The sequence below is a fragment of the Emticicia sp. MM genome, assembly GCF_001649495.1.
In genome coordinates this window covers 1-26,214 of sequence record NZ_LXHX01000014.1, presented here as the reverse complement: position 1 = coordinate 26,214, position 26,214 = coordinate 1, and the positions used below count along the sequence as shown (strand labels likewise).

The following is a 26,214-nucleotide window of genomic DNA, read 5'->3' as shown; positions in this document are numbered from 1 at the left end:
AAAAATAGCTTTTTTCTAATTCTTCTAAAACAAACATATTTGGCCATTCTGATGTTTCAGAATAGCCAACCCCAAATACTACTAAAGTATCTTATGAGTTCCAATAATTAAATTAGAAGCCTTGAATTATTCTTTAAAGAAAACCCTTTTTACTCGTTCACTTACGCCCGTAAGAATTTCATACGGAATTGTATCAATCGTTTGGGCTAATTCTGTAATTGAAAGGTCTTTCCCAAAAATTATTACTTCATCACCTTCCTCACACTCTACATCGGTTACATCAATCATGGTCATATCCATACAGACATTTCCAACGACAGGGCACGCTACGCCATTAACCAATACTTTGCCAACGCCTTTACTAAAACCACGGTCGAAACCATCGGCATAACCAATAGCAATCGTTGCAATTTTCGACTCTCTTTCTAATACCCCTTTTCGGCTATATCCAACCGTTGTGCCTGCTTGCAAGTGTTTAATCTGAGAAATTACGGTCTTGAGCGTCCCAACGGTCTGTAATGCATTTTGTTCTACTCCCGTAACTTCCACTCCATAGAGGCCAATACCAAGGCGAACCATATCAAATTTGGCTTCTGGGAAACGGATAATTCCAGCTGAATTACAGATATGTCTAAGCGGTTTTTGTCTCGGTATTGCAGCTAAAATTTGTTGCGACATTTGCTCGAATTTCTCAATCTGTAGTTTCGAGAAAGCATTATGCTCGCTTTCGTCTGCTCCTACTAAATGGCTAAATATCGAGGCCACTTGAATAGTAGGATTTTGATTGAGTAAGTCAATAACCGAAATAATATCTTGCTCCACAAAACCCAAACGGTGCATTCCCGTGTCGATTTTGAGATGAATTTTAAAAATTTTATTAGTAAAACGATTGGTAAAATTCAAGAATTGCTCAAAAAGCTTGAAGCTATAAATCTCGGGTTCTAAGTTATATTCAACCAACTTGGCAAATGATTCTGGTTGAGGGTTTAATACCATAATTGGCAATTTAATGCCATTTTGACGCAAAACCACGCCTTCATCGGTATAAGCTACGCCTAAATAATCAACTTTGTGGTATTCGAGTAAGCTTGCTACCTCAGCACTTCCACTGCCATAGGCAAATGCTTTTACCATTACCATAATTTTAGTACCCAGCCCTATTTTATTTCGGTAAAAATTGAGATTATTAGTGAGGGCATCAAGGTTTACCTCAAAGACAGTACCGTGTACCTTCAGTGTAAGGCGATTGATAATTTTTTCAAATTCAAACTTTCTTGCTCCTTTGACCAATATCAATGAACTTTGAAGCTGGTTGATTGGATATTTTTCAAGAAATTCTTGGGTAGATTGATAGAATACCGTTTTTTTATCTTCAAGGTTCGGCGTGTAAAATGCCTTTTGATTTCTGTAAATTACCTCCCCTATTCCTATTACTTTATCTATTTTTTTTCCTCTTACTAATTCTGCAATACTCTCATACAATTCGTTTTCTTCTAAACCTGACTGCAGAACATCACTGATTATCAGCACCTTATCTCGTTTTGTGTGCTGTTGAATCATAAAATTCAATGCCACTGCAAGACCTGCATAATCATTATTATAAGAATCATCAATTAAATAACAATCATTGATACCTTGCTTTAATTCCAAACGCATAGCTACAGGTTTTAACCAATCTAATCTTGATTGAATATCACCATTTGGAATCTCCAAATGAAGCATCAAGAAAATACAATGAGTAGCATTTTCAATCGAAGCATCATCAGCTAATGGAATCTTAAAATCATGGATTTGACCATTCCAAAGAATTTGTAAAGTACAGTATGTTGCAAATTTCGTTACATTCACAAAAGTTTTACTTCCTGCCTTTCTTGACCAATCAATTAATTTAATTTTGGGATTTACCGCTTTTAATAAAATTCTGATTTCATCATCAATATCTTCATAGTCCTTACAATAAATCAATACCTGGCATCTCTGAAATAAGCGAAGTTTTTCGGTAGCTTTTTGCTTTCTACTTCGAAAACCTTCATCGTGTGCCGAACCAATATTTGTAAAAATGCCAATGGTTGGACGAATAACCGGTTCGAGAAACTCCATTTCGCCAGATTTTGAAATGCCAGCCTCAAAAATACCTAAATTGTGATTTTCGTTTAATTCCCAAACCGATAGTGGAACACCTATCTGAGAATTATAACTACGCGGACTTTTAACTAAATTATAATCTTTGGCCAATAATACACTTAGCCATTCTTTTACAATTGTTTTTCCATTGCTACCCGTCACTCCAATTACAGGAATATCAAATTTTTGGCGGTGTTTTGCTACCAAGTTTTGCAGGGCACGAATAGCATTTTCTACTAAATAAATTTTAGCATCAGTCAAAGTAGATAGTTCGGCCACAAAGGCCTCTGACATGGCTTTTTTCTCAACCACAAATTCTCTTACACCTTTGTTATAAAGCTCTGCTACAAAAGCATGTCCATCATGATGTTCACCCTTAATGGCAAAAAAAACACTGTGTTCGGGTTGAGATACCAAACGGCTATCAGTAAGTAATACCGATGCTTGAGTAATAATTGGTTCGGAAAGGAAATTCACTTGGAAGAAGGGGAAAAATTAAATTCATTGAATCTTCACAAAATTTCGGAAGATTCAATGATAGATATATGTATTAGAATGCAGGCACAAATTCCATATTTACAAACTGCCCTGCACTTATCATTTTATTGTTTTCGGCCTGAAGGACCATTTTATCTTTTGAAAGCACAATAATTTTAAACTGACCTTTAAAGCCTAAAATATCAATATCTAATACTTGGTTATCTTGAATGAGATACCAAGTACCAGCATTTAAGATTTGCTTAGTAATGCGGTCTTTAGCACGAGTTACGTTATCATCACGAAATTCATAATCAAGAGCAAACAAAGCTTGAGCTTGAGAATTTAATTGATTTTGGCTTAAGGTTTTACCTTCGGTATCAGCAAATCGGTCGAGTTTCCAAAAGTTACCCGATAAAACTTTATTAGGTTCGGTAGGAGTCTCTGTTTTTTTACAGCTAAAAACAAACAATAAAGTAGCTAAAAAAAGGAGTTTTTTCATTATTTTAATTCATTATTATACTTAATCTAAATCATACGGCAAGAACTCATTTACTTTTGCACCATATTTATGCAATTCACGAACAATGGTTGAGCTAATCGGAGCTAACTCAGGCGAAGTAATGAGAAAAACTGTTTCTAAACCATCCACTAAATGCCTATTGACTTGTGAAATGGTATTTTCATATTCAAAGTCGGTTGTATTTCTTAAACCTCTCAATAAAAAATTCGCCCCATACGTAACAACCGCATTAGCCGTTAGGTCATCATAAGCAATAATTTTCACTTTGTTGGTATCTTGAAATGTTTCCCGAATTTTATCAGTCATCATTTCAAGCGGGAAATAGCGTTTTTTTGCCGAGTTTGTACCGATTCCAATAATTACTTCATCAAAAAGTTTGAGTCCACGCATCACGATATCGGCATGCCCTTTGGTAAAGGGGTCAAAAGAACCAGGGAAAAGGGCAACTTTTTTCATGTTATTTGTAGCTTTGTTAAGCGTTATTTTTGACTAAATCTCACAATAATCGTTTGATTAATATAGATAATACGAACTAAAAAGTGAGTAATATCGGTGCTCAGGCAAATCACTGAAATATTGACTAAAACGAATTTTTGAAGGATTTAGTGCAAACTTAATATTACTTAATGATTGTCCAAGTTGAATATATCTATCAGAAAACGAAGTAATTTCTCCATAAAAAATCACTGGAGTATCTGTTTGCAGGCCTAATTCATTCATCACAAATAAGACATGATAAACCATATCTTGGGAAGTTCGGAAATGAAAGCGATTACAAAAATGTAATTTTGAATCCTTAAAATAAATTATTGTGATGTAATAATCTTCGAAATAAATGTGTAATCCTTGATTATTTTTATCTTCAACAATTCCCTCAATTAGGGTGCCGATTACTGGTATAGGGTCGATTTTACGAGCGGGATACATTTCCTTGAACCAAGTAATTGTTTCTTTTTCGATACCAAAAATACAAACGGCTCCAAATCGGCTAAATCGAAAATCAATAATTTGTTCTTTTTCAGAAATGTTTCTCCCAGCAGCAAAATTAAGATACTTGGCGGCTTCATTACTCTCATAATACTCTTCAGGAATGAGCGTAAAATGATTAGCATTTACTGATAAACGAATGGTTTTCCAATAATTAGCTGCTAAAAACTGATGGTTTTGATAAACATTTTTTAGCGTTTTGAGTAATTGGTTTTCGTTTAATAATGAAAAAACATGGTAATCTTCCAACCACATGACTAAATCATAAATGGAATTATATACCGTAAAACGAAAACGGTCACGGCTCACCTCAATCAATAAATGACAATCGGCTATCTGATTGGTATCGAAGCGGTCGTCTTTTATCTCAAAACTTGGGGTTATATTTAAAGTAAGATTCTCCAATGAATTATATCAATTTAGGTGTTTAGCAAAAGTATCCTTGAGCAAGTTGGGGTTTTAGATTCAGTATACAATCGATACTCAACTAATAATCAGCACTTTGATAGCCAAACCCACTGCTTCTATTGAAATCAAATGCTCAAACGAATTTACACAATTATCTCGTCAAAACTTCCATATTTTTGCCAAAATTGATGTTTTTCGCTCAAATTTAAACTTTTTATTTCATCTAACGACATCCATTCAATTTTTTGAATCAGTTGCTCTTCATATTTCATTTCGGGGTCTTGTCCTAAAACCAGTTCTCCCCCTATTTTCTTGACTAAAAAAAACAATTCTATGCCGTGCAATGGTAAGTTAACAAACTCATTCATCAATACCATTTTCCCTACCTCTACTTCAAGCCCAGTTTCTTCGAGAAACTCTCTTCGAAGGGCATCTTCTATCATTTCACCTAATTCAACACCTCCTCCGGGCGGAGCCCAAAATGTTGTATCACCCAAAATGGCACGGTGTCCAATCATCAGCACTCGACCATTTTCGATGCAAATTCCGCAGGCCCGCACCCTAATTCTATTGCCATATAGTTTTTGGGCTGTACTTTTAGCATCTATTTCGGTCATTTCTTCTCTATTTTAGAATTAGCCCGCAAAGATAATGAATCAAACATGAGGGATTTAGCTATTCTTGAATGTTTTTAAAATTTAAAGGTTTATTTTGCATAAGAATTTGATGAATAAGACTTGAATAGATGTGTTTCTATTCTTGATGAAATATTAGAAAATGGCATTAGACGAAAATGTAAAACCCTCTGAACGATTCCTTAAAAAGTTTCCTTTTACACCAACATTTGGACAAGCGAAACTCTTCAAATTAATGGATGATTTTATTCTGGACGAAGAGCGTTTTAGAGATACTTTTATTTTGAAAGGTTATGCAGGTACGGGTAAAACCACTTTTGTAAGTACGCTTATCAAGGTTTTAAAAGAGTTTGGTTATAAAGCTGTGTTATTGGCTCCAACTGGTCGAGCAGCCAAAGTGATGTCGAGCTATTCGAAGCGAATGGCTCTAACTATCCATAAAAAAATCTATCGACAAGTAGAAAATGCGTATACTGGAGCCTTGGTTTTTGAGCGAATGAAAAATAACCAAGAAGGCACAGTATATATCGTCGATGAAGCTTCTATGATCTCTGATGAGCGAGATTTTGGCTCTAATAGCCTATTGCACGATTTACTTGATTTTGTATTTGAACAAGAAGCCAATAAGCTTATCCTCATCGGTGATGAAGCTCAGCTCCCGCCAGTAGGTATGCAAGTAAGCCCTGCCCTAAGTGCTCAACATTTAGAAGGGAGATACCATGCTACGGTCACCGAACACGTACTTACGGAAGTAATGCGACAAGGAGAAGGTTCGGGAATTCTGACCAATGCTACCGAACTTCGCAAGCAATTAAGTAATGAAGAGCCTATTATTAAACTAATTACGAGTAAATACAAGGATTTTTATCGAATGACGGGCGAACGTTTGGAAGACGGAATTCGATATGCTTATGATAAATACGGTAGAGAAAATACAACCATTATTACTCGCTCTAATAAAACGGCGGTTCAATATAACCGCTACATTCGAACGGCCATTAATTATTCTGAGAATGAACTTGACTCGGGCGATATGCTGATGGTTGTAAGGAATAACTATTCGATTTTGGGTGAAGAATCAAAAGCAGGTTTCATTGCCAATGGTGATTTCGTAGAAGTAGTAAAGATTCGTAGAGAAGAAGAAATGCATGGCCTACGCTTCGCGAATGTAACCTTAAAACTGGTTGATTATCCTGATGAAGAAGAATTTGATTGCAAAATAATCTTGGATACACTTTATTCAAACTCTCCAACGCTTACGGCCGAGGAAAATAAGATGCTTTACGAAAATGTCATGAAAGATTATTTTTGGGTAAAATCGAAGAAAGAGCGACAAGATTTACTCCGCAAAGATGCTTATCTTAATGCATTGCAGGTAAAGTTTGCTTATGCCTTAACCTGTCATAAATCGCAAGGTGGGCAGTGGGATGCCGTATTTGTTGACCAAGGTTATCTTCCACCCGACGCCGAAATTGATGGAGATTTCATTCGATGGCTTTACACAGCCATTACACGTGGCGTAAAGGAAGTATTTTTATTGAATTTCAACAAGCAGTTTTTGGAAAGCTAAGTAGTAAATCTATGTCGAAGAATCACAAGAAATACAAAAAGTATGTTCAGAAAAAGGCTTTTACTTCGCCCGGTACCCTTGCCTATGTGGGAAAAGATGTACCTATAAGCACCGTTGTAAAACTTACTGAATTTAACGAAGAAAGCTGCCAAATAAAAGAAGTAAAAACTACGAATGCTTGTCAGTTATTTCCAACCGATAATTATGTAAGTTGGCTTGATGTAGATGGTGTGCATGAAGTTTCGGTTATTGAAAGTATTGGTAAACATTTACATTTACATCCGCTTCTACTTGAAGATGTATTAAATACCGAACAAAAACCTAAACTTGAGCATTTTGGCGAACAAAACATTTTTATGGTAATGAAAATGTTACAGTTCAATGAGAATTTGAATGAAGTCGAAACCGAGCATGTTGCATTAGTTTTGGGTAAAAACTATGTAATTTCATTTCAAGAAATGCATAAATCTGATGTGTTTTTACCAATTTTTGCTCGACTAAAAGCTTCGGTAGGGAAAACTCGCAAAGGAAAAGCTGATTATCTATTTTATTCTCTCTGCGATTTGGTGGTTGATAATTATTTTGTGGTTTTAGAGAAGTTTAGCGAAAAATTAGAAGAATTAGAAATTAAAATCATTGAAAATCCTCACCGAAACGATCAAACCAGCCTGTACGAACTTCGCAGAGAATTACTTTTTATCAGAAAATCTGTGCTTCCATTACGTGATATGTTTGGCATACTCACCCGAGAAAACTCAGATTTGATTCACGAACATACAATCATTTACCTCCGTGATGTTTATGACCATATCTTACAAATACTCGAAACCATCGAATCTTATCGAGAAATGATAGAGAATATTCAAAATATCTACCTAACGAGTATTAGTAATAAAATGAATTCAGTCATGAAAACCCTCACGGTTTTTACGGCTATTTTTATGCCTCTTACTTTTATTGCGGGTATTTATGGCATGAACTTCGATAATATTCCCGAACTTCACCATCCAAACGGTTATTTTTATACACTCGGAAGTATGGTTATTATTTCGATTGGATTATGGTTTTATTTCAAATGGAAAAATTATGTTTGAGAGATTAATTGGAATAATATCTTATTCACCAAATGAAACGAAGGATTGTATATTTATTTGGCAAACCTTTGAATTTACCCGAAAATCTTCAACTTAATTAGCACCATTGGATTTCTGACAATCAAGCATCAACGAGAGCTAAAACAGCCTAAAGATTCTTTATAGAAATCAGTATTCTCGCCCTTTCCAAACGAGTTTAGTTGGCAATAAATAAACAACCAATTGCAAAAACCAAAATACGTACATGTAAATAGTATAAGCGGGAATGTATTTTAGCAATTGAGTTTGGTGCAAGGTTTTAAAGATATTTTGACCGATAAAGAAGTTTACCAAAAGATTTAGAATCATTATTATCAGGGTAGTTTTGCACGAAAATACACCAATAATTAGCAAAATAGGCAAAGCCAAGCCTTGAATAATGGCTGGATAAATGAGCAATGAGCCCGTAGAAATTCCGCCTGTAACCCAGCGTTTCCGTTGTTCAAAATAATTTTGTGGAGGTTTAGTTATAGCTAATACTTCTGGCCGAAACAATTGCTTAAAGCCAAATCCTTTATCAATAATTGCCTTGTAAATGGCATAATCTTCAACAATTGAAAAACCTATTTTTTCATATCCACCAACCGCCCAATACGCTTCGGCACTTACCACCATATTATTTCCCATTCCAGTAGTCGGTAGTTTAAAATCTGAAAAAGTTTTCATCAGATTCAAAGCAAAAAGCCACTCAATGGCTTGGCTTGCTTCAAACCAATTTCTGTGTTTTACCAATGATAAACCTACTCCTACCCCAGTGTTTTGCATTTCAGATAAAAAGCCTTCAATCCAATACTCTGGAACTTCAATATCAGCATCGGTAAAGAAAAAATACTCGCCAATGGCCAAATGAGCTAATTGAGCCAAAACGTTAGCTTTACCTTTCAGGTTTGCAACTTGATGCTGAATATTTACTAATTGAAAATCGCTATATCCATTATTTTTAGCAATAAAACTTTCAATAATTTGGGCAGTTTTATCAGTAGAATCATCATTCCCGATAAGAATCTGTATTTGCTCTTTCGGATAACTTAACTTGCTCAATGAAAGTAATAATTCGAGTATATTTTTCTCTTCGTTTCGAGCCGCAACCAGAATGCTTATAGAGGGTTGATTCATATAATTAAAGCTTTGAAAACTTAAATCCTTGTGCAGAAAAATGTTCTAAAAATTTTGGTAAAGCATAGGCCATGCGTTTATTGGCTTTGATGCTATCATGAAAAAGTACAATCGAACCCGACTCCGTGTATTTGATTGTTTTATTGAGAACTGTTTCGGGCGATAAATCTTGCGAGAAATCGCCACTCAGCACATCCCACATAATTATTTCATTGGTTGATAATATACTTCGTGCTTGACTACGTTTAATTCGTCCATAAGGTGGTCTAAATAGTTGCGTTTTTATACCAAACTTTTCAATTTCAGCCTTACATTTTTCAGTATTTTCTAAATATTGCTGATCTTCTGTAGCCCATCCTCGTAAATGATTAAATGTATGATTCCCTACAGAATGGCCTTCTTTTATAACTTTTTTGAATACTTCTGGATGCTTATTGATGTTATCGCCAATGCAAAAAAAAGTAGCTTTTGCCTGATATTTTTCAAGTGTTTCGAGCACAAATTCAGTTACTTCTGGTATTGGGCCGTCATCAAAAGTTAAAAAAATGGTTTTATCCGTTGAAGGTTTTCTCCAAACAAAATTGGGGTACAAAGCCCTCATCAAAAAATTAGTTTTATGCAGAAACATCGCTCATTCTCTTTTATGCAAAAGTCTGAAATTTTGGTTAGAAATAATATTTAATTTCTAAATTGCAATAAAAGAATAACCACAATATTTCATGCCTAAGTTTTTTAAAACTATACCCTTTTTCTTATTATCAATCATAAGCTTTGCTCAAACGCAACCTTTGAGTGGCCGTATTGCTAATTATGATATTTCTGTCAAACTTGACCCAATCAAGCACACACTTGAAGGCAAAGAAACGCTTGTTTGGAAAAACACCTCAACTGATATTATCTCCGAGCTTCAATTTCATCTATACCTCAATGCTTTCAAAAATAAAAACTCAACATTCATGAAAGAATCGGGCGGGCAGCTTCGTGGTGAAATGATGGATAAAAAAAACAAAGGGAATTGGGGTTGGATTGATGTAAAATCAATGAAAATTCGTAGAGGTGAAAACTTAACTTCTCAGATAAAATTTATACAACCCGACGATCTAAACGATAAAGACCAAACCGTAATAAGTGTAAAGCTCAATAAGCCTTTGCATCCTAATGAACGTATCACGCTTGATATAGACTTTAGTGCTCGTTTACCCAAAGTTTTTGCACGAACTGGCTACGCTGGCGATTATCATTTGATTGGACAATGGTTTCCGAAAATTGGTGTTTATGAAACCACAGGAATGAGATATGCCAAGCGTGGTCAATGGAATTGTCACCAGTTTCATGCAGATAGCGAGTTTTACGCAGATTTCGGTGTTTACAATGTCAGCATGACTGTTCCAAAGAACTTTGTTTTGGCAGCTACGGGCATAGTTCAACATGAAAAGCAAAACAGCGATAATACCAAAACCATCCGCTACCGAGCAGAAGATGTACATGATTTTGCATGGACGGTCTCACCAAGATTTGAAGTAAGCGTAAGGCAGTGGAAGCACGTAAAAATCAAGGCAGTAGTTCAGCCCGAACATAGTGGTACTACGGAACGCTTTTTCCAGTCGGCCATTGCGGCTTTAGAATATTTCGAGAAACACTTAGGTAAATACCCTTATACGGTTCTTACATTGGTTGACCCGCCGCTTGCAGGAGCTGGTTCTTCAGGCATGGAATATCCAACTTTTATTACTTGTGGCGAAACGATTTGGGGTTTACCTAAAGGAATTCGCTCGCCTGAAGTGGTAACAATTCATGAGTTTGGGCATCAATATTTTCAAGGAATGTTGGCTTCTAATGAATTTGAAGAGTCTTTTCTCGATGAAGGTTTTAATCAATATTTCGAAACGAGAATCATGGATGCTACTTATGGAAAAGGTTCGATGTTTAATTTATTAGGTTTTAAAATCAATGATTCAGAATTGCCTCGAATTTCATACGTGGGCATGAGTAATGTAAAAGTAACCGAGATTGCTCGTGAATCTTGGCGATACCCCAAAGGTACGTATGGGATAATGACCTACATGAAAACCGCTACCATGCTACAGACTTTAGAGAATTTGATTAGTAAAGAGGTGATGGATGAAGTCATGCAATCTTATTTTATCAGATGGAGATTCAAGCACCCTCCAGTGAAGGATTTTGTAAATATTGTGAATGAAATTGCTCCTAAAAAGACCAATTATAAGTTTGGGAAAGACTTTGATTGGTATTTTGAACAAACACTTTACAACGCTCCTGACCATGACTACGCAGTGAAGGAAATTTCGGGCAATAAATTTACCATTGAAAGACTCGGTGAAATGAAAATTCCAACTGAAATACTAATAAAATTTATTGATGGAAAAGAAGAAGAAATCAATTGGTCTGGCGAAGATTTTTCAAAAACTTTTAATTTCAAGAAAGACATCCAATCGGTAACAATCGACCCTCAAAACAAAATTTTATTTGACTTAAACCTGAACAATAATAGTAAGAGTATTAACCAATCTGCGTGGCCATTTGCGAAATATGCTTTAAAAATAATGTTTTGGTTGCAGAATCTGCTGAGTTTCTTGGGGTAAAGGAAAGAAAAAAGTTAGACTTCGCTTGAAGCGAAGTCTAACTTAAATATTATTCAGCTTTTCTCGACAAAAGCCAAAGCCCTACAAAAGTTATAAATCCATTGAGCATCAACTTCGAGAAACCAAATTCAAAATCAATTGTTGCTTTCGAAACTTCTTCAACTGCGTAAGTCAAAAACGGTGCAGCCACACAAACGTAAGGTACAAATTTATCTTTAAGCGGACGTTTGAGATATAATCCAAATGCAAATAGTCCTAATAATGGCCCATAAGTATAGCCTGCAATATTGAATACTGCAGATATTACCTCTTGACTATTCAGTGCTCTAAAAATGATAATTACAACAAAAAATACAGCCGTAAAACCTAAATGGACATAGTGCTTGAGACGTTGGCGTTTGGCCTCATCATATTTTTCGATGTGTAAAAAATCAACACAAAAGGAGGTTGTAAGAGCTGTAAGAGCAGAATCCGAACTGGCATAAGTTGCAGCGGTAATGCCCAATAAAAATGTTACGGCAGCCAATGTTCCAAATTTATTTCCTAAAGCTAAAGAAGGGTACAAATCATCGGTTTTAGCAGGAATTGGCAAGCCCATTTTCTCAGAATACATATAGAGCAATACGCCCAAACTCAAGAATAAGAGATTCACAAACACCAAAACTACATAAAACCAAAACATATTCTTTTGAGCTTCGTCAATACTCTTACAGGTCAGGTTTTTCTGCATTAAATCTTGGTCAAGACCAGTCATTACGATAGCTATGAATGCTCCTGAGAAGAAATCCTTCAAGAAATGATGTTTATTCGCCCAATCCCAAACAAATACTTTAGAGTATTGGCTATCTTTTACAGTAGAAAACAAGTCAAAAAATCCTAAATCTAATTGTTTACCTATCAAATAAATAGTCAACACTAAGGCTGTTAATAAGAAAAATGTTTGAAGTGTATCGGTAATAATGATTGTCTTTACCCCACCTTTAAAGGTATAAACAAAGATTAAGCCCATAGCTATCAAAACGGTCAATTCGAATGGCACACCCAACGAATCGAAAATAGCTAATTGCAATACCTGCACCGCTACATACATACGCACAGCCGAACCAACTGTACGAGATAATAGAAAAAATGCTGAACCCGTTTTATAAGACCAAAAACCAAATCTTTTTTCGAGATAGCCGTAAATAGAAATTAAGTTTAGACGGTAATACATCGGCATCAAAATTGTGCCAATTACCCAATAACCCAAAGCATAGCCCAAAACTACTTGAAAATAAGAAAATTGAATTTTTCCAACCGCTCCAGGTACAGAAACGAACGTTACGCCCGAAATTGATGTTCCAATCATACCAAAAGCCACCAAATACCATGGCGATTGGCGATTAGCGGTAAAAAAAGTATTAGTATCGGCTCCTTTAGCTGTGTAAAATGAAATGGCAATTAGAACAAGGAAATAGATTACTAAAATAGTTAAAGCAAGGGATGAAGTCATACAAATGCGTACTTATGGTTTAAAATCTTGTTCAAATATCAAAACTTTTTTTTCGATAACAAAACGACTCTTTCGTAAGAATGAATTATCTTAGCATTATAAAATGCCCAAAAGAGTAGACACAAAAGTCCAAATTACTTTTTTTCTTTTATTAATAAACCAAATTTGTGCAAAAGTTTAAACAGATGACAACGTTACCAAGTCCAGAAATTGAAGTTATTGAAGAGGTCGTTGAAGACCTCGCCGATATTAAATTATGGGAATTAGTCGTTTTCAATGATGATATAAATACCTTCGACCACGTGATTGACACCCTTATTGATGTTTGTCAACATACTCCTGAGCAAGCCGAACAATGTACATTAATTATTCATTACAAAGGAAAATGTGGTGTTAAATCAGGTGATTTTGAAGAATTAGCGGCCATGAGAAATGAGATTTGTCGCCGCCATATCTCTGCTGAAATAATGTTGAAATAGGTCAAAGTTAAGAATTGAAGAAATCGTTAAAATGCTTCATGCCTTGAAGAATAGTTTAAACTGATTAAAATAAAATAAATATACGCTGTTGACTGTCAACTGTTGACAGTGGACTTAATTTCATGAATTTCCCCTCAAAACTGATAGAAGAAGCGGTAATTGAAATATCAAAGCTACCCGGAATTGGCAAGAAGTCGGCTTTGAGAATGGCACTTCACTTACTGAAACGTGATGAATCACAGACATTACTCTTAGCTGATGCCCTTACAGCAATGCGAACCAAGACCACTTACTGTAAACAATGCCATAATATATCTGATGAAGAACTATGCCTTATTTGTAGTTCTCCACGCCGCGATACCTCAGTCATTTGCATAGTTGAAGACACACGCGATGTATTAGCTATTGAAAATACAGCTCAGTATCGTGGGTTATATCATATTTTAGGAGGAATTATTTCACCTTTGATGGGTATTGGCCCTAACGACCTTCACATAGAATCGCTTATTAGAAGAGTTGAGCAAAACGCTGAAATTCAAGAGATTATTTTGGCTCTCAGCCCAACTATGGAGGGCGATACAACGGCATTTTACTTACAAAAAAAGCTTAAGCCTTTCGGGAAAAAAATCAGTACTATAGCTCGTGGAATCCCGATTGGAGGAGATTTAGAATATGCCGATGAAGTTACCCTTGGGCGTAGTATTATTAGTCGCGTATCTTATGAATAGATATTCTTCGAAAACGTTAAATTTTCGTTAATGTAAACGAAACACTAATATGTATTGTTAGAAAATAGTAGATTTGATTGTTTAATACCTAATGTCTAATAAACCAATGAATAGAAAAGATTTTATCAAAACCTTTATAGCAAGTACTTTCGCTTTTAAATTAGGCGATGTTTTTGCATCTGCACCTGTTTTTTTCGACGGAATGCACACTCTTGCTCCGCTCCCTTACGCAAACGATGCTCTTGAGCCACATATCGACAAAATGACGATGGAAATTCACCACGACCGTCACCACAAAGCTTATGTCGATAACCTCAACAAAGCCATTGCAGGAACTGATATGGAAAAACTTTCAATCGACCAGTTATTGAGCAATATCAGTAAATATCCTGTTGCGGTAAGAAATAATGGTGGAGGTCACTGGAATCATACATTTTTCTGGCAAATTATGGGACCAAATGCTGGCGGAGCTCCATCGGGTAAATTAGCTGATGCCATTACAGCAACTTTTGGTGGGTTCGATAAAATGAAAGAAGAATTTGGAAAAGCAGCTACTACTCGTTTTGGTTCGGGTTGGGCTTGGTTAATCGTTACGCCTGACAAGAAATTGAAAATAGTTTCGACTGCCAACCAAGATAATCCATTAATGGATGTGGCAACCGACAAAGGAACGCCAATTTTAGCTCTTGATGTTTGGGAACACGCTTATTATTTGAAATATCAAAACAAACGTGCCGATTACGTAGCCGCTTTTTGGAATGTTGTTAACTGGAAAAAAGTTAACGAAAACTTTGAAGCAGCGATGAAGTAATTAGCTAATTGATAGACTAAAAGAGGCTTATTTCGGTGAGAAATTAAGCCTCTTTTTACTTATTTATATTCATCACTCCACAAACTTAGCCGCTAACACAGTTTTTTTATCGGCTTTCAAAACTTCATAAGCTACTAAAACTTTTCCATTCACTACTAAAGTGCTGGCATTTTGTCCAAAGTCTGAGGAAGCAACTTTCTGACTATCAAGTAATTTCCCATTGATTACTTTACTGTAAAAGATATTACTTGGGCCGTTTTCGGCAATTTGTTCCCAAACCCAAACAGCCGTTTTATCATCCGCCGCAATAGAGGCATTCTTTGCCGAAGAATCTAATACTTTCAATAATTTACCTGAAGCATTGGTCAAACGAACACCCGATTGTCCATTCTGTGTACCAGAAAACCACGTAATAAATTGGTCAGTTTTCGTAGAAGCAGAAGTAGCTCCCGAATGTGGACAACCTTTGATTTCCCATTTATCAGCATATAAAGTTTTTGGTGCTGAAAATGTTGCTCCATTATCCTTCGAAACAATGTGGGCCATATCCCGAATATCATTGTTATTATCTCGATAGACCATGTGTAAAGCCCCTGCTTCATCCACAACCATACTTATATTACAACAATCACAAACAACTGGGTCGATTAATCTTTCAGGTTGAAAAACACCATTTTTTGTAATTACCAAACGCAAATCACGTTCTTCAAACTTTGTACTACCTTTTACATCTTTCAAATAAGCTACCGCTACTTCATCATTAGGCAATACCACCGCATCAAAGAAACCACGTGTAAGTTTTGTTGTATCGGTATCAACCGAAGTTGGTGTTGACCAAGTATTTCCTCCATCTTTAGAAACCGTAAATCTTATTTCCGAACTACGTTTTGGTCTGGCTGCTGGTACTTGTTGCGAAGCAAGTGCATTATGATTATTATGATTGGCTTCTTGTGTCTGAGTTGTTGGTCGGGCTTCTCTCGGAGGCGTAGCTCCTACACGGTAAGAAAAAATAGCAACCATTTCGCCATTTTTCTTGAAAAGGAGTTTTGGACGAGCCAAGCGACCATTGCCTAAACCTGCATCAGCAAAAACCAATTTCTTTTCAGCATAAGTTTTTCCATCTTTTGAAGTTGCAAAATATAAAGCAACTTCGTTCTGAGGGTCTTTTTCAGTCCAATATAAAACCACTTCTCCTTTATTGTTTTTGGCCAAGGTTGGTAAATTATATGATTTATTATGGTCTATTGCAAAAGGTGAATCGCCGAAGTTACTTGCAATCCTACCACCTTTATGATTAACTGATACATCAATAGTTTTACAGATAGTCATTTCATGACTATCTTCTTGGATATTAATGAAAGAAAAGCCAAAGAGTCCAACAAAAAATAGGTGAATGGGCACTAATAATTTTAACATTTTTGAATTGTCTTAAGTTGTTTAACAAATATTTCTTAAATCAAAATACAGTTTGTTGCGTACCTACGCTACGCCTATAATCTTGTAATCTTTTACAGTTGCCAATATTTAGTACCTAACGGTACATTTCTAGTAAAATTGCTATTTTAATTCGTTTAAGCACGCTTACAGAAATAGCTTCGACTTGAGTTCTATTAGATAAAAATCCTAATTACAACGGCGAACCATTCGTAAAGCTAAAATTTTGAATAACCCTGTAATTCAATAATTCTCAATATTTAGAACTTATAACTCAATGTTGTTGCAAACTGGCGTGGAGCAATCGGATTGATGCTATAACGGTCATGAACGATATAATTCATGGTATTGAAAATATTTGAAACCTTGGCAAGAACAGAAATTTTACCAAAAGTATATCCCGCCGAAATATCCGTAGTTGTAAAGGCAGTTAATGGAATCAAAGCATTATAAGCACTCAAAGCAGCAGTTGTATTATTTAAGCCACCATTTAAGCCCACCACATTGTTATTCCCTGCAAAACGCTTACCTGTGTAGAACGCTGCAATACCCAATTTTAGACCTTTTAGTTTAGTTTTATCGAAAGTATAGAATAACGAACCGTTGGCCGTATTTCTTGGGTTTCTGATTAGCTGCTCTCCCTCAACTTGCGAACCAACCACACCCGTTGTATTGGTATAACGCATGAAGTTATGGCCATAACCAAGCAAGAAATAGAAGTTTTTCGATAATACTCCGTTGAAATCAATTTCAAAACCATCACTTGTTGTCTCACCCGATAACTCTCTAATACTAGTATTTGTGTTTGGATTACCATTTTTATCAAAAAGAGCCGTTTGAGCAAAATTGCTATTGATAATTTTATAAACACTTGCGTTAACCGATAATTTTCCATCTAAAAACTCATTTTTTACCCCAACTTCGTATTGGTCGATGATTGATGGTTTTAGGGCATCGCCATTAATATCGGTGCCTGTATTGATAGTAAAATTATTGCTGTATGAAGTATAGATAGAGGTTGTCTGGAATGGCTGATAAATCAAGGCGAGTTTCGGAGAAAATGCAGCGTCTGATTTATCGGCAGTTGTGCCACGTCGTGAAACATTTTTTTCAAGATTCAAGATAGTCGATTGAAACGCTGTTTGATAAGAATACCTCAACCCAGCTAATACTTTGAATTTAGGACTAATTGCTATCAAATCTTGTATATAAACACCGTAGCGGTTTTGTGGAGTTGTTGTGCGAGCAGTATCAGCGATGGTCGGAATATCTGTACGAGCCACATATTTTATAGGGTCGAAAATATTAATTTTATCATAGGCAGTACCTACTACCCCAGCAGCTGATATGAATTTAAAAGTATGGCTCACATTCTCTATTCTTAGGAAATCAGCCCCCACTAATAATTGATGATTGATTTTTCCAGTTTTAAAACTTCCATTCAAATTTACTTGAGCAGTATAATCTTTTTCAGCTGTATTCACCGCACTTAATGCTCGTGTGTAGTCTCCATTGGCAGTAATGGCATTGGGTACTCCTGCTCCAAAACCTTTCACGCGTGTATCTTGCACCGAGCCAATAGCGGTAAGCTTCCAGTTGTTATTGAAACGATGGTTGATAGTTAAAAAACCAGCGGTTTGGTCAGTATTATTATAAGCCCACGAAGTATTTATAAAACGATTTCTCGGAGCTTCGGGCAATTCAGTAATCGTAATTCTACTGTTAGGTGTTCCTACGCCTGCATCTGGTACGATATTACTTTTCAAATAATCAGCCTGTAATAAAACATCGGTTTTGTCACTAATTTTGTATAATAACGAAGGTGTAACATATACCCTATTTGTTTTCACAACATCACGGTAGCTTTGAGCATTTTCATAAGTACCCACTGCTCTGAAAGCCAATTTCTTACTAATCGGCCCATAAACATCAACAGTCGGCTTGTACTGATTGTAGCTTCCAACAAGCATTGAGGCCTGCCCACCCCAATCGAAACGAGGCTTTTTCGTAACCATATTGATAATCACACCACCTGAAACATTGCCATAAAGTAAAGCCGAGCTTCCTTTCATTACTTCGACTGATTCTAAAGTGCTGGCATCAGGAAAACCCATGGTATTACTGATTGTACCGTTCTTGAAAATACTTCCTCCTGCTCCGGCAATACCAACACTATATCCACGAGAAGAGAATGTTTCGGCAACGCCCCCACGCGTTTCAGTAAGCGAAACCCCGCTGACATTCTTCACTACATCGCCAAGCCTAATGGCTTGTTGGTCGGCAATAACTGTACTACTTACCACGGCTGTACTTTGTGGCAAATCAAGTGGACGGATATTGGCTTTTCCTAAAGTAGCAGTACGATTTGCGATATAAGTCCCCGAAATAACGATTTCTTTTAGCATTTCGGCATTTTCTAATAATTCGAGTGAAAGGCTAAGTGTTTTTCCTTCTTCAATTCTTATTTTTTGTTCCAACGTTTTATATCCAACAAAAGAAGCTACTAACGTATAATTTCCACCTTTGATATTGCTAATTGAAAACTCACCTTTTTCGCTCGAAGTTGTACCTTTTTTTAGCTCCTTCAATTGAATTGAAACATAAGGGGCAACTTGTCCTTCGCTGTTTTTTACAATTCCTTTGACTTGTCCAGTTTGAGTTTGAGCTTGAACTCCAATCGCCCAAAGCATTAATAAGGAGTAGATTATATTTTTCATTTTTCTTTGGTTTAATTTTTATTTAGACTAATTATAAACAAACTCGATTTTAAAAGGAAATTCTTTGAATTTCCTTTTAGTATATTGGTTATTAAAACTTAAATCCTGCTGAAACGTAGAATGTACGGCCATCAGCTGGTAAAATACCTGGGCCTGGGTATCCACCCGCACGGCGTGTAAAGTATCTTTCATCAGTTAGGTTATTTACCCCTGCTTTAACATTGTAGTGCTTTAAGAATTTAAAGCTTGCCGAAAGGTCTTGTACAGTATAGGCTGGAATCACCCCAGTTGTGGCAGCCGAATTGGCAACTTCGGTATTCGTAGCATCGGCATAAGCTTTGCCAATATCGCTCATTTGCCAAGTAATTGAAAAGCCTTTCTTTGTATAAGTAATTCCAAAACGATTAATTTTTCGAGGAGCATTCTCCACTCTTTTTCCCGAAAGATTACCTTCTACTATTTGTCCATTTACTACCGAAGTCGTCTTGAAATCACGATAAGTAGCATCAATATAAGCTATGGAAGCAAACATACTAATATAACCAATTTTGGATTTTTTGAAGAAAGCCGTGACTGGGTCAAACTCAATATACCCTTCAAAACCTTGGCTAACTGAACGTCCTAAATTGGTGCGGAACTGATAACGTTGGTTGGCTGCATTCGTTTGGGTTATTGTTCCAATTCGATTATTATAATTTACATAGAAATAATCAACATCGAAATTTAAGTAGTTAGCTACTTTTCCACGGTATCCAAAGTCAAAATTATAACCACGGGCATCTTGCAGATTTTCGTCAATCACATCAGTTGTAGCAGGAGGTGTAAGGTCAGAAATCAATACAGGGCGATATGCTTGTGAGATATTACTATAAAACTCCGATTGCTCCGTCAGATGGTACTCCGCTCCTCCACCAAAGAGTAAGAAACTACGATTTCGAGTGGTTGGAGTTAGATTATTGGCAACACCATTTGATAAACCCAAACGTCCGTGCATGGTTGAACTGATATTTTCAATTCTTCCGCCAGCAGTTACTAAAAACTTCTTACTAATGCGGAAAATATTCTCAAAATAAGCAGCTTTATTGATATTATTAAAATCTAAATCACGTGGATATTCGCCTTCGATACTAAATTCCATATCTTCCCCAACCGACCCTTTTCCTAACTGCTTACGGTCGATATTACCATTGTAGTACCTTAAACCACTCGCAACTGTATTATTTAATCCAAAAAATTTATAGTCTGTAATGAAGCGTAATTCTGAACCATAATTATTGTAGTAGTCTGTATCTACCTGACGATTTGAAGCAAGGTTATCTACAGTTGTAATAGCCGCTACATTCCCAACACTACTACGCTCGGCAATCACGCCAAAGGCTTTCCAACTTAATTTTGTTTTTTCACTGAAAACATACTCAGCCGAGAGCGAAGGAACTAACCAAGGCGTACTAAACCAATTTCGACTACGCACACTTTGGCGTGCATCTTGGGCAAACTGAGCATCGGTCAAGCCACCTGCTTGTTGGCTTTTGTAAGTCATGTAGGTAGCCTCTGCTCCTATTTTGAATTTATTCGTAATGGCATAGCTCAATTCGGCGTGAGCGTGGTCAGTGTTGTAATAGCTATTATCTCTCCAACCGTTTCCAAAACGTTTTTGGTAATAGGCAGTATAACTTAAACGACCTTCAGTTCCGCCGATATAATTAAATGTACTAAACAAGCCATTACTACCTGTTGTATTCTGAGATTCTACCGTAATACGAGTAGAAATATCAGGCTTGCGAAGTACGAAATTCATCAATCCCCCAAATTGTGGGCCGTATTGTAAAGAAGAAGCTCCACGGACAATTTCGATGCGGTCAACTACTTCCATTGGTGGTGTGTAATAGGCTTCTGGATAACCCATTGGATCGGGTGTAATGTCATATCCATTCATTCTAACATTAAACTCCCAAGAACGATTCGGACTTAAACCACGAGATGCCACGCCCAACTGAATACCCGAACCATCATTTTCCCAAACCGAAATACCGGGTGTTCGACTAAAAATCTGACGGCTATTGTTCATTGCCAAATTGGCATTGAGGTTGTCAAGTTTTATAACTTCGTTTTTCTTAGTCGCATTTATGGAATAGCCATCTACTTCTGCTAAATGTTCATTCCCTCTCACGCCGCGGCTTGCTACCACCTGTACATCTTTGAGTGTATAAGTCTCTTCCATTAAAGAAACATCTACTATTTTCAATTCATTTTCTTTAAGTTCAACCGCAACTTCTTCAGACTGCAAACCAACGCTCGATACAACTAAAGTATAATTTCCCTCTTTTAATCCTTTAATAATGTATTCACCTTTGCTATTGGTCTGAACTCCCCTTACAGTGCCTTTTAATACGATGCTTGCTCCAATTACAATCTGCTTTTGATTATCTGCAACCTTGCCACTAATAGCCGCTTTTTGTCCATAAGAAAGCATTGGGACAAACAACAAACTTAAAATAGTATAATTCCAAGAGTTCATATTTATTTCTTAATTTTGTTTAGACTAATTCTAAATAACACCACAAATGTAGATACGAATTTTTAAACGACAAGGATTTATTTAGAATAATTTTAAATAAGGATTTGAAATACAAAAAATCAAATGGGTATTCGAACGAGAATTAGGTATTTTTCTTACAATTCTCTCGTTGACATTGACCGTAGATTATTAGCGAATGGTCAATAATAGACATATCATAGAACTCAGAAATAGTATTTTGAATAGCTTGAAGACGAGGGTCACAAAATTCAAATACACGATTACAATCTACACAAATTAAATGGCTGTGTTGTTTTCTACCAAAGGCCTTTTCGTAGCAAGCTGCATGTGAACCATTAAACTGGCGTTTTTTTACAAGCCCCAACTCCACCAACAATTCAAGTGTATTATAAACAGTAGATTTACTTACAGAAAAATTACGTTCGACAAAAACATAATACAATTCATCAGCTTCAAAATGGTCGTTACGCTTATAAATTTCTTCTAAAATCTTATATCGTTCGACTGTCTTACGGAGCCCTAATTCCTCAATTTTGGCATCTAAAATTGCCTTAGCTTCCTTATAATGATTTTGCTCAAGCATGGCTCGTATTTTTTATTATGTGGTTATTAATCTTAGTTTTTGCAATTTCACCATCTCTAAGTGCTATAAAAACTGCTATCAATAAGCTTTATATCAACAAAAACTGACAAACTAATTGATGAAAACTTCCGTCCATTTAAATATTTTATCTCTAACCTTCAGGCTTATATTTTAAAGAACTAAAAGGATTTTAAGAAACTACTAATCTTCACAAGAACAACTCTTTGTTTCTTCTAAGGGTTTTAAGAAACTTTGGTTAAACCCATAAATTTTAACTGATAATATTTCTACTTTCTTCAAAAACTACATTTGTAAATCTAGTTAGTAGTGCATAAAATTTAAAAAAAGTGTGCAGACCTAGCTGTCTTGGCAATTTTAAAACCGAAAATTAAACGGCAGTTTTAGCGTTTATTTAAATTATTAATTACTTATCCTAAAGGATTTAGAATCGAAATCTGCTTTTCTTACTGTACAATCAATTGTTTCATCTTGTATTGAATCTGTACCTAAAATTGAAATCTGCATACTCAAATAATCAATCGTAAAAGCCTTAATTCCTACACTATTCAACTCGTTTTTTAATTTCTGTAAACTAAGAGATTCTTGTAAATCAACTAAAAATTTGAGAATTTTCATGTTAGAATCTAGTTTAAGGTAATAACCAATAGTGCTATTATTTAGAATTAATCTAAATAATAGCACAAAGATAGACAGAGAAAATTAAAACCCAAACTTTATTTAGAATATTTCTAAATAACAAAGTCACGCTCTCAGAAACCCATAGAATTATGCCATTTTTTACTACATTTGCCTTATATTATTATGCTTTCGCTAACAGACTATTATGAGTGACGAAACACCAAAGTACGACCCCCTACAGCAAAAAGAAGTAATCGACGACATGTTTGAAAACTGGTTTCTCGAATATGCTTCATATGTAATTCTTGAGCGTGCCGTGCCTGCCATCGAAGACGGTTTAAAACCCGTTCAACGACGCATTTTGCATGCCCTTAAAGAAATGGATGATGGACGTTTCAATAAAGTAGCCAACGTGATTGGCTCAAGTATGCAATATCACCCACATGGCGATGCTTCAATTGGAGACGCAATCGTGACGATGGGACAGAAGAATCTCCTACTCGATACACAAGGAAACTGGGGAGATGTTCGCACGGGCGATGGTGCGGCGGCTCCGCGTTATATTGAGGTACGTCTATCGAAATTTGCGAATGACGTTCTTTTCAACGAAGATACTACCGAATGGCAAATGTCTTATGATGGCCGTAAGCGTGAACCAGTAAATCTTCCAGCAAAATTTCCCCTCCTACTTGCTCAAGGAGTAGAAGGTATTGCGGTTGGCCTTTCTACTAAAGTAATGCCCCATAACTTCATTGAGTTGTGCGAAGCTTCTATCTCTTACCTCAAAAAGGAACCATTCCAATTATATCCCGATTTCTTGACGGGTGGTATGGTTGACGTGACCAACTACAATGATGGTGCTCGTGGAGGAAAAATAAAAGTTCGTGCGAAAATTGCCGAAATAGATAAGAAAACCCTCGAGATTCAGGAGATTCCATTTAGTACAACTACATCATCTCTTATCGAGTCAATTATCAAGGCGAATGATGCTGGCAAAATAAAAATCAAAAAGGTTGAAGATAATACCGCCAAAGATGTTTCGATTATTATTCACTTGGCTCCTAATACTTCACCAGATATTACGATTGATGCTCTTTACGCTTTTACAGAGTGTGAAAGTTCAATTTCGCCGAATGCCTGTGTGATTGTTGACAACAAACCTCATTTTATTACAGTAAGTGATATTTTAAAGCAATGTACTGAGCAAACTAAACATTTGCTTCAGCGAGAACTGGAAATTAAGCGGCATGAACTCAAAGAAAAACTACTTTATAGTTCGCTAGAAAAAATCTTTATTGAAAATAGAATCTATCGTCAAATCGAAGAATGTACAACTTTCGAAGATGTAGTAGCCACTGTTGACCGTGGTTTAGAACCATACAAAAAAGATTTTTATCGAGAAATAGTTGAAGAAGACTTACTCAGATTACTTGAAATTAAAATCAAACGTATTTCTAAGTATGACTCATTCAAGGCCGATGAACTCATGAAACGCCTACAAGATGAATTGGCCGAAGTAGAAGATAACTTGGCTAATATAGTGCGTTTTACGATTTCTTTCTACCGTGATTTATTAAAGAAATATAGCAAAGGCAGAGAACGCAAAACAGAAATACGTCAGTTCGAAGCAGTTCAAGCAACAGTGGTAGCGGCCAATAATCAAAAACTTTATGTTGACCGTGAAGGAGGCTTTATTGGCTACGGACTAAAGAAAGACGAATATGTAATGGATTGCTCTGATATTGATGATATTATTGCCTTTAAACGTGATGGCAAATACGTTATCACAAAAATCCAAGAAAAAGTATTCGTTGGAAAAGACATTATTTATTGTTCGGTTTTCCGTAAAAACGATGAACGTAAAATTTACAATGCTATTTACATTGATGCTAAATCGGGCACTTCTTATGCCAAACGATTCTTTGTAACGGGCATCACGCGTGATAAAGAATATGATGTGACGATGGGTAATCCGAAGTCGAAAATCTTATACTTTACCGCCAATGATAACGGCGAAGCAGAAACAGTTGCCGTTAATCTTACAGCAAACTCTACTGCCAAGAAAAAACAATTCGACTGGGATTTCTCGACTTTAACTATCAAAAACCGTAGCTCGATGGGAAATGTTGTTACGAAATTTCCTATTCGTAAAATTGCATTCAAATCAGCCGGTAAATCAACGCTTGGAGGAGTAGATATTTGGTTCGATGCGGTAATAGGGAAGCTTAATCGTGATGAACACGGACAGTATTTAGGAAATTTTGGTTCGGAAGACAAAATCTTAGTTATTTACAAAGATGGACATTATGAATTTACCAACTTTGAATTAACTAACCGCTATGAACCAAAAGAAATTTTGATTGTGTCTAAATATGATGCTGAAAGCCCTGTTTCGTGCTTACATTACGAAGGAGAAAACAAGATTTTCTACATTAAGCGTTTCAAAATCGAGACCACCACTATGGATAAAAAGTTTTTGTTTATCTCCGACACCAAAAATTCTCGTTTATTGGCCGCTAGCCTTGATAAATATCCTCGATTTGAAATTAAAACCAAATCTGATAAAAAATCACCAGTCGAAACTCAAACGATTTTGGTTGATGAGTTTGTCGATATTAGAGGTTGGAAAGCAATCGGGCAAAAAATCAATGCGTATGATATTGTGGAAGTGAAAATGCTTGAGCCAAAAGTAGAAGAGGTTATTACTTCGACTGATGACAAGACTTCTGATAATGACGATTCACAAAATGATGATAATCAAGAAGATAACGACAAGCAATTAGCTTTATTCTAATGTTTTTTAGGCTTCCTAAATCTTCAAGATTTGGGAAGTCTCTACTAAATTTCCCAAACAGTTGGGTTTTGGCGTCGGCGAAGATGTTTTCTTACTTCCATCCAAAAAACCAGTACTAAATAAAGTATGATTGGCGAACCAAAAGTGAAGAACGACGCATAAATAAAGTACAAACGAATACTACCCGCCGAAAAATTAAGCTTTTCGCCAAGTCGTGAACAAACCCCAAAAAGTTGGTTCTCAACTAAGTATCTGAATCTTTCCGTTTTTAGCATTGTCTTTGAAAAAGTGAACACGAAGTTAATACAAATTTCTTTTTTGTCAAGGGTTTAACGAAAAAATAATAAATCGTAAAGTTCTTTTATCCAATAAATTATAAAATAAATACAAATATAATTTACTCAAAAACTTGTTTTTTGATA

Annotated in this window: 21 protein-coding genes; 7 read left to right on the top strand and 14 right to left on the bottom strand. The window is 36.0% G+C overall.

All coding sequences use genetic code 11. The features are described from left to right. Nucleotides 1-126: 126 nt before the first annotated feature. The 5 genes from A6M55_RS02035 to A6M55_RS02015 all read right to left on the bottom strand — a co-directional run bounded on the left by A6M55_RS02035 (nt 127) and on the right by A6M55_RS02015 (nt 5,136). Nucleotides 127-2,601: a bifunctional UDP-N-acetylmuramoyl-tripeptide:D-alanyl-D-alanine ligase/alanine racemase gene (locus tag A6M55_RS02035; protein ID WP_015029641.1), complete on the bottom strand. Its 2,475-nt coding sequence runs from the start codon at nt 2,599-2,601 to the stop codon at nt 127-129. Nucleotides 2,602-2,674: 73 nt separating this feature from the next. Next, complete coding sequence (locus tag A6M55_RS02030) at nt 2,675-3,103, bottom strand: hypothetical protein (protein ID WP_015029640.1); 429 nt, start codon at nt 3,101-3,103, stop codon at nt 2,675-2,677. A gap of 21 nt (nt 3,104-3,124) precedes the next feature. Continuing rightward, nucleotides 3,125-3,580, bottom strand: coding sequence for a pantetheine-phosphate adenylyltransferase (coaD, locus tag A6M55_RS02025; protein ID WP_064196288.1), 456 nt, complete (start codon nt 3,578-3,580; stop codon nt 3,125-3,127). A gap of 57 nt (nt 3,581-3,637) precedes the next feature. Continuing rightward, on the bottom strand, nt 3,638-4,516 hold the full coding sequence (locus tag A6M55_RS02020; RefSeq protein WP_015029638.1) for a DUF3822 family protein: 879 nt from the start codon (nt 4,514-4,516) through the stop codon (nt 3,638-3,640). A 146-nt stretch (nt 4,517-4,662) separates the two neighbouring features. Continuing rightward, nucleotides 4,663-5,136 (bottom strand): NUDIX hydrolase, encoded by a 474-nt coding sequence (locus tag A6M55_RS02015; RefSeq protein ID WP_064196287.1) that lies wholly within the window; start codon nt 5,134-5,136, stop codon nt 4,663-4,665. Between the two features lie 160 nt (nt 5,137-5,296). On the opposite strand from A6M55_RS02015, the gene A6M55_RS02010 reads away from it, so the two are divergent. Both A6M55_RS02010 and corA read left to right on the top strand, forming a co-directional pair. After that, nucleotides 5,297-6,724 carry an ATP-dependent RecD-like DNA helicase gene (locus A6M55_RS02010; protein WP_064196286.1) on the top strand — a complete coding sequence of 476 codons (1,428 nt, stop codon included), beginning with the start codon at nt 5,297-5,299 and terminating at the stop codon, nt 6,722-6,724. Nucleotides 6,725-6,735: 11 nt separating this feature from the next. Further along, entirely contained in the window at nt 6,736-7,818 is a 1,083-nt protein-coding gene (corA, locus tag A6M55_RS02005; RefSeq protein ID WP_064196285.1) for a magnesium/cobalt transporter CorA, read from the top strand. Nucleotides 7,819-7,986: 168 nt separating this feature from the next. On the opposite strand, the gene A6M55_RS02000 is transcribed toward corA, so the two are convergent. Both A6M55_RS02000 and A6M55_RS01995 read right to left on the bottom strand, forming a co-directional pair. Further along, a complete protein-coding gene (locus A6M55_RS02000) occupies nt 7,987-8,973 on the bottom strand; it encodes a glycosyltransferase (RefSeq protein ID WP_064196284.1) in 987 nt (328 codons plus the stop codon). A gap of 4 nt (nt 8,974-8,977) precedes the next feature. Beyond that, nucleotides 8,978-9,601, bottom strand: coding sequence for a polysaccharide deacetylase family protein (locus A6M55_RS01995; RefSeq protein WP_064196283.1), 624 nt, complete (start codon nt 9,599-9,601; stop codon nt 8,978-8,980). Between the two features lie 91 nt (nt 9,602-9,692). On the opposite strand from A6M55_RS01995, the gene A6M55_RS01990 reads away from it, so the two are divergent. After that, complete coding sequence (locus A6M55_RS01990) at nt 9,693-11,576, top strand: M1 family metallopeptidase (RefSeq protein WP_064196282.1); 1,884 nt, start codon at nt 9,693-9,695, stop codon at nt 11,574-11,576. A gap of 49 nt (nt 11,577-11,625) precedes the next feature. Here the strand turns inward: A6M55_RS01990 and A6M55_RS01985 are convergent, their stop codons facing one another. Beyond that, nucleotides 11,626-13,068 carry a sodium:solute symporter gene (locus tag A6M55_RS01985; protein WP_064196281.1) on the bottom strand — a complete coding sequence of 481 codons (1,443 nt, stop codon included), beginning with the start codon at nt 13,066-13,068 and terminating at the stop codon, nt 11,626-11,628. A 185-nt stretch (nt 13,069-13,253) separates the two neighbouring features. Here A6M55_RS01985 and A6M55_RS01980 point away from each other — a divergent pair, with 185 nt between their 5' ends. The 3 genes from A6M55_RS01980 (at nt 13,254) to A6M55_RS01970 (ending at nt 15,086) form a co-directional block, all read left to right on the top strand. Beyond that, the gene (locus A6M55_RS01980; RefSeq protein ID WP_052315383.1) at nt 13,254-13,547 is read left to right on the top strand and encodes an ATP-dependent Clp protease adaptor ClpS; all 294 of its coding nucleotides are present in this window, start codon (nt 13,254-13,256) and stop codon (nt 13,545-13,547) included. 122 nt (nt 13,548-13,669) lie between these two features. Beyond that, the gene (gene recR, locus A6M55_RS01975) at nt 13,670-14,275 is read left to right on the top strand and encodes a recombination mediator RecR (RefSeq protein ID WP_015029629.1); all 606 of its coding nucleotides are present in this window, start codon (nt 13,670-13,672) and stop codon (nt 14,273-14,275) included. 106 nt (nt 14,276-14,381) lie between these two features. After that, nucleotides 14,382-15,086: a superoxide dismutase gene (locus A6M55_RS01970; protein ID WP_015029628.1), complete on the top strand. Its 705-nt coding sequence runs from the start codon at nt 14,382-14,384 to the stop codon at nt 15,084-15,086. A gap of 72 nt (nt 15,087-15,158) precedes the next feature. Here A6M55_RS01970 and A6M55_RS01965 read toward each other — a convergent pair whose 3' ends face one another. The 5 genes from A6M55_RS01965 to A6M55_RS01945 form a co-directional block, all read right to left on the bottom strand. Further along, complete coding sequence (locus A6M55_RS01965) at nt 15,159-16,502, bottom strand: sialidase family protein (RefSeq protein WP_064196280.1); 1,344 nt, start codon at nt 16,500-16,502, stop codon at nt 15,159-15,161. 278 nt (nt 16,503-16,780) lie between these two features. Next, on the bottom strand, nt 16,781-19,237 hold the full coding sequence (locus A6M55_RS01960; protein WP_064196279.1) for a TonB-dependent receptor: 2,457 nt from the start codon (nt 19,235-19,237) through the stop codon (nt 16,781-16,783). 91 nt (nt 19,238-19,328) lie between these two features. Further along, nucleotides 19,329-21,755, bottom strand: coding sequence for a TonB-dependent receptor (locus A6M55_RS01955; RefSeq protein ID WP_064196278.1), 2,427 nt, complete (start codon nt 21,753-21,755; stop codon nt 19,329-19,331). 142 nt (nt 21,756-21,897) lie between these two features. Then, nucleotides 21,898-22,359, bottom strand: a complete 462-nt coding sequence (locus tag A6M55_RS01950; RefSeq protein WP_015029624.1) for a Fur family transcriptional regulator — start codon at nt 22,357-22,359, stop codon at nt 21,898-21,900. Nucleotides 22,360-22,779: 420 nt separating this feature from the next. Then, nucleotides 22,780-22,995: a hypothetical protein gene (locus A6M55_RS01945; protein ID WP_064196277.1), complete on the bottom strand. Its 216-nt coding sequence runs from the start codon at nt 22,993-22,995 to the stop codon at nt 22,780-22,782. Nucleotides 22,996-23,203: 208 nt separating this feature from the next. On the opposite strand from A6M55_RS01945, the gene A6M55_RS01940 reads away from it, so the two are divergent. Further along, nucleotides 23,204-25,792: a DNA gyrase/topoisomerase IV subunit A gene (locus tag A6M55_RS01940; RefSeq protein WP_064196276.1), complete on the top strand. Its 2,589-nt coding sequence runs from the start codon at nt 23,204-23,206 to the stop codon at nt 25,790-25,792. Nucleotides 25,793-25,836: 44 nt separating this feature from the next. On the opposite strand, the gene A6M55_RS01935 is transcribed toward A6M55_RS01940, so the two are convergent. Beyond that, complete coding sequence (locus A6M55_RS01935) at nt 25,837-26,067, bottom strand: PspC domain-containing protein (protein WP_015029621.1); 231 nt, start codon at nt 26,065-26,067, stop codon at nt 25,837-25,839. Between the last annotated feature and the right edge of the window lie 147 nt (nt 26,068-26,214).

Coding starts and splice junctions, on each gene's coding strand:
- A6M55_RS01985 (WP_064196281.1), bottom strand. CDS start 13,068: ATGACTTCATCCCTTGCTTTAACTATTTTAGTAATCTATTTCCTTGTT.
- A6M55_RS02015 (WP_064196287.1), bottom strand. CDS start 5,136: ATGACCGAAATAGATGCTAAAAGTACAGCCCAAAAACTATATGGCAAT.
- A6M55_RS01940 (WP_064196276.1), top strand. CDS start 23,204: ATGAGTGACGAAACACCAAAGTACGACCCCCTACAGCAAAAAGAAGTA.
- A6M55_RS02010 (WP_064196286.1), top strand. CDS start 5,297: ATGGCATTAGACGAAAATGTAAAACCCTCTGAACGATTCCTTAAAAAG.
- A6M55_RS01935 (WP_015029621.1), bottom strand. CDS start 26,067: ATGCTAAAAACGGAAAGATTCAGATACTTAGTTGAGAACCAACTTTTT.
- A6M55_RS01980 (WP_052315383.1), top strand. CDS start 13,254: ATGACAACGTTACCAAGTCCAGAAATTGAAGTTATTGAAGAGGTCGTT.
- A6M55_RS02000 (WP_064196284.1), bottom strand. CDS start 8,973: ATGAATCAACCCTCTATAAGCATTCTGGTTGCGGCTCGAAACGAAGAG.
- A6M55_RS02030 (WP_015029640.1), bottom strand. CDS start 3,103: ATGAAAAAACTCCTTTTTTTAGCTACTTTATTGTTTGTTTTTAGCTGT.
- A6M55_RS01955 (WP_064196278.1), bottom strand. CDS start 21,755: ATGAACTCTTGGAATTATACTATTTTAAGTTTGTTGTTTGTCCCAATG.
- coaD (WP_064196288.1), bottom strand. CDS start 3,580: ATGAAAAAAGTTGCCCTTTTCCCTGGTTCTTTTGACCCCTTTACCAAA.
- A6M55_RS01995 (WP_064196283.1), bottom strand. CDS start 9,601: ATGTTTCTGCATAAAACTAATTTTTTGATGAGGGCTTTGTACCCCAAT.
- recR (WP_015029629.1), top strand. CDS start 13,670: ATGAATTTCCCCTCAAAACTGATAGAAGAAGCGGTAATTGAAATATCA.
- A6M55_RS01965 (WP_064196280.1), bottom strand. CDS start 16,502: ATGTTAAAATTATTAGTGCCCATTCACCTATTTTTTGTTGGACTCTTT.
- A6M55_RS01970 (WP_015029628.1), top strand. CDS start 14,382: ATGAATAGAAAAGATTTTATCAAAACCTTTATAGCAAGTACTTTCGCT.
- A6M55_RS01950 (WP_015029624.1), bottom strand. CDS start 22,359: ATGCTTGAGCAAAATCATTATAAGGAAGCTAAGGCAATTTTAGATGCC.
- A6M55_RS01960 (WP_064196279.1), bottom strand. CDS start 19,237: ATGAAAAATATAATCTACTCCTTATTAATGCTTTGGGCGATTGGAGTT.
- corA (WP_064196285.1), top strand. CDS start 6,736: ATGTCGAAGAATCACAAGAAATACAAAAAGTATGTTCAGAAAAAGGCT.
- A6M55_RS01990 (WP_064196282.1), top strand. CDS start 9,693: ATGCCTAAGTTTTTTAAAACTATACCCTTTTTCTTATTATCAATCATA.
- A6M55_RS01945 (WP_064196277.1), bottom strand. CDS start 22,995: ATGAAAATTCTCAAATTTTTAGTTGATTTACAAGAATCTCTTAGTTTA.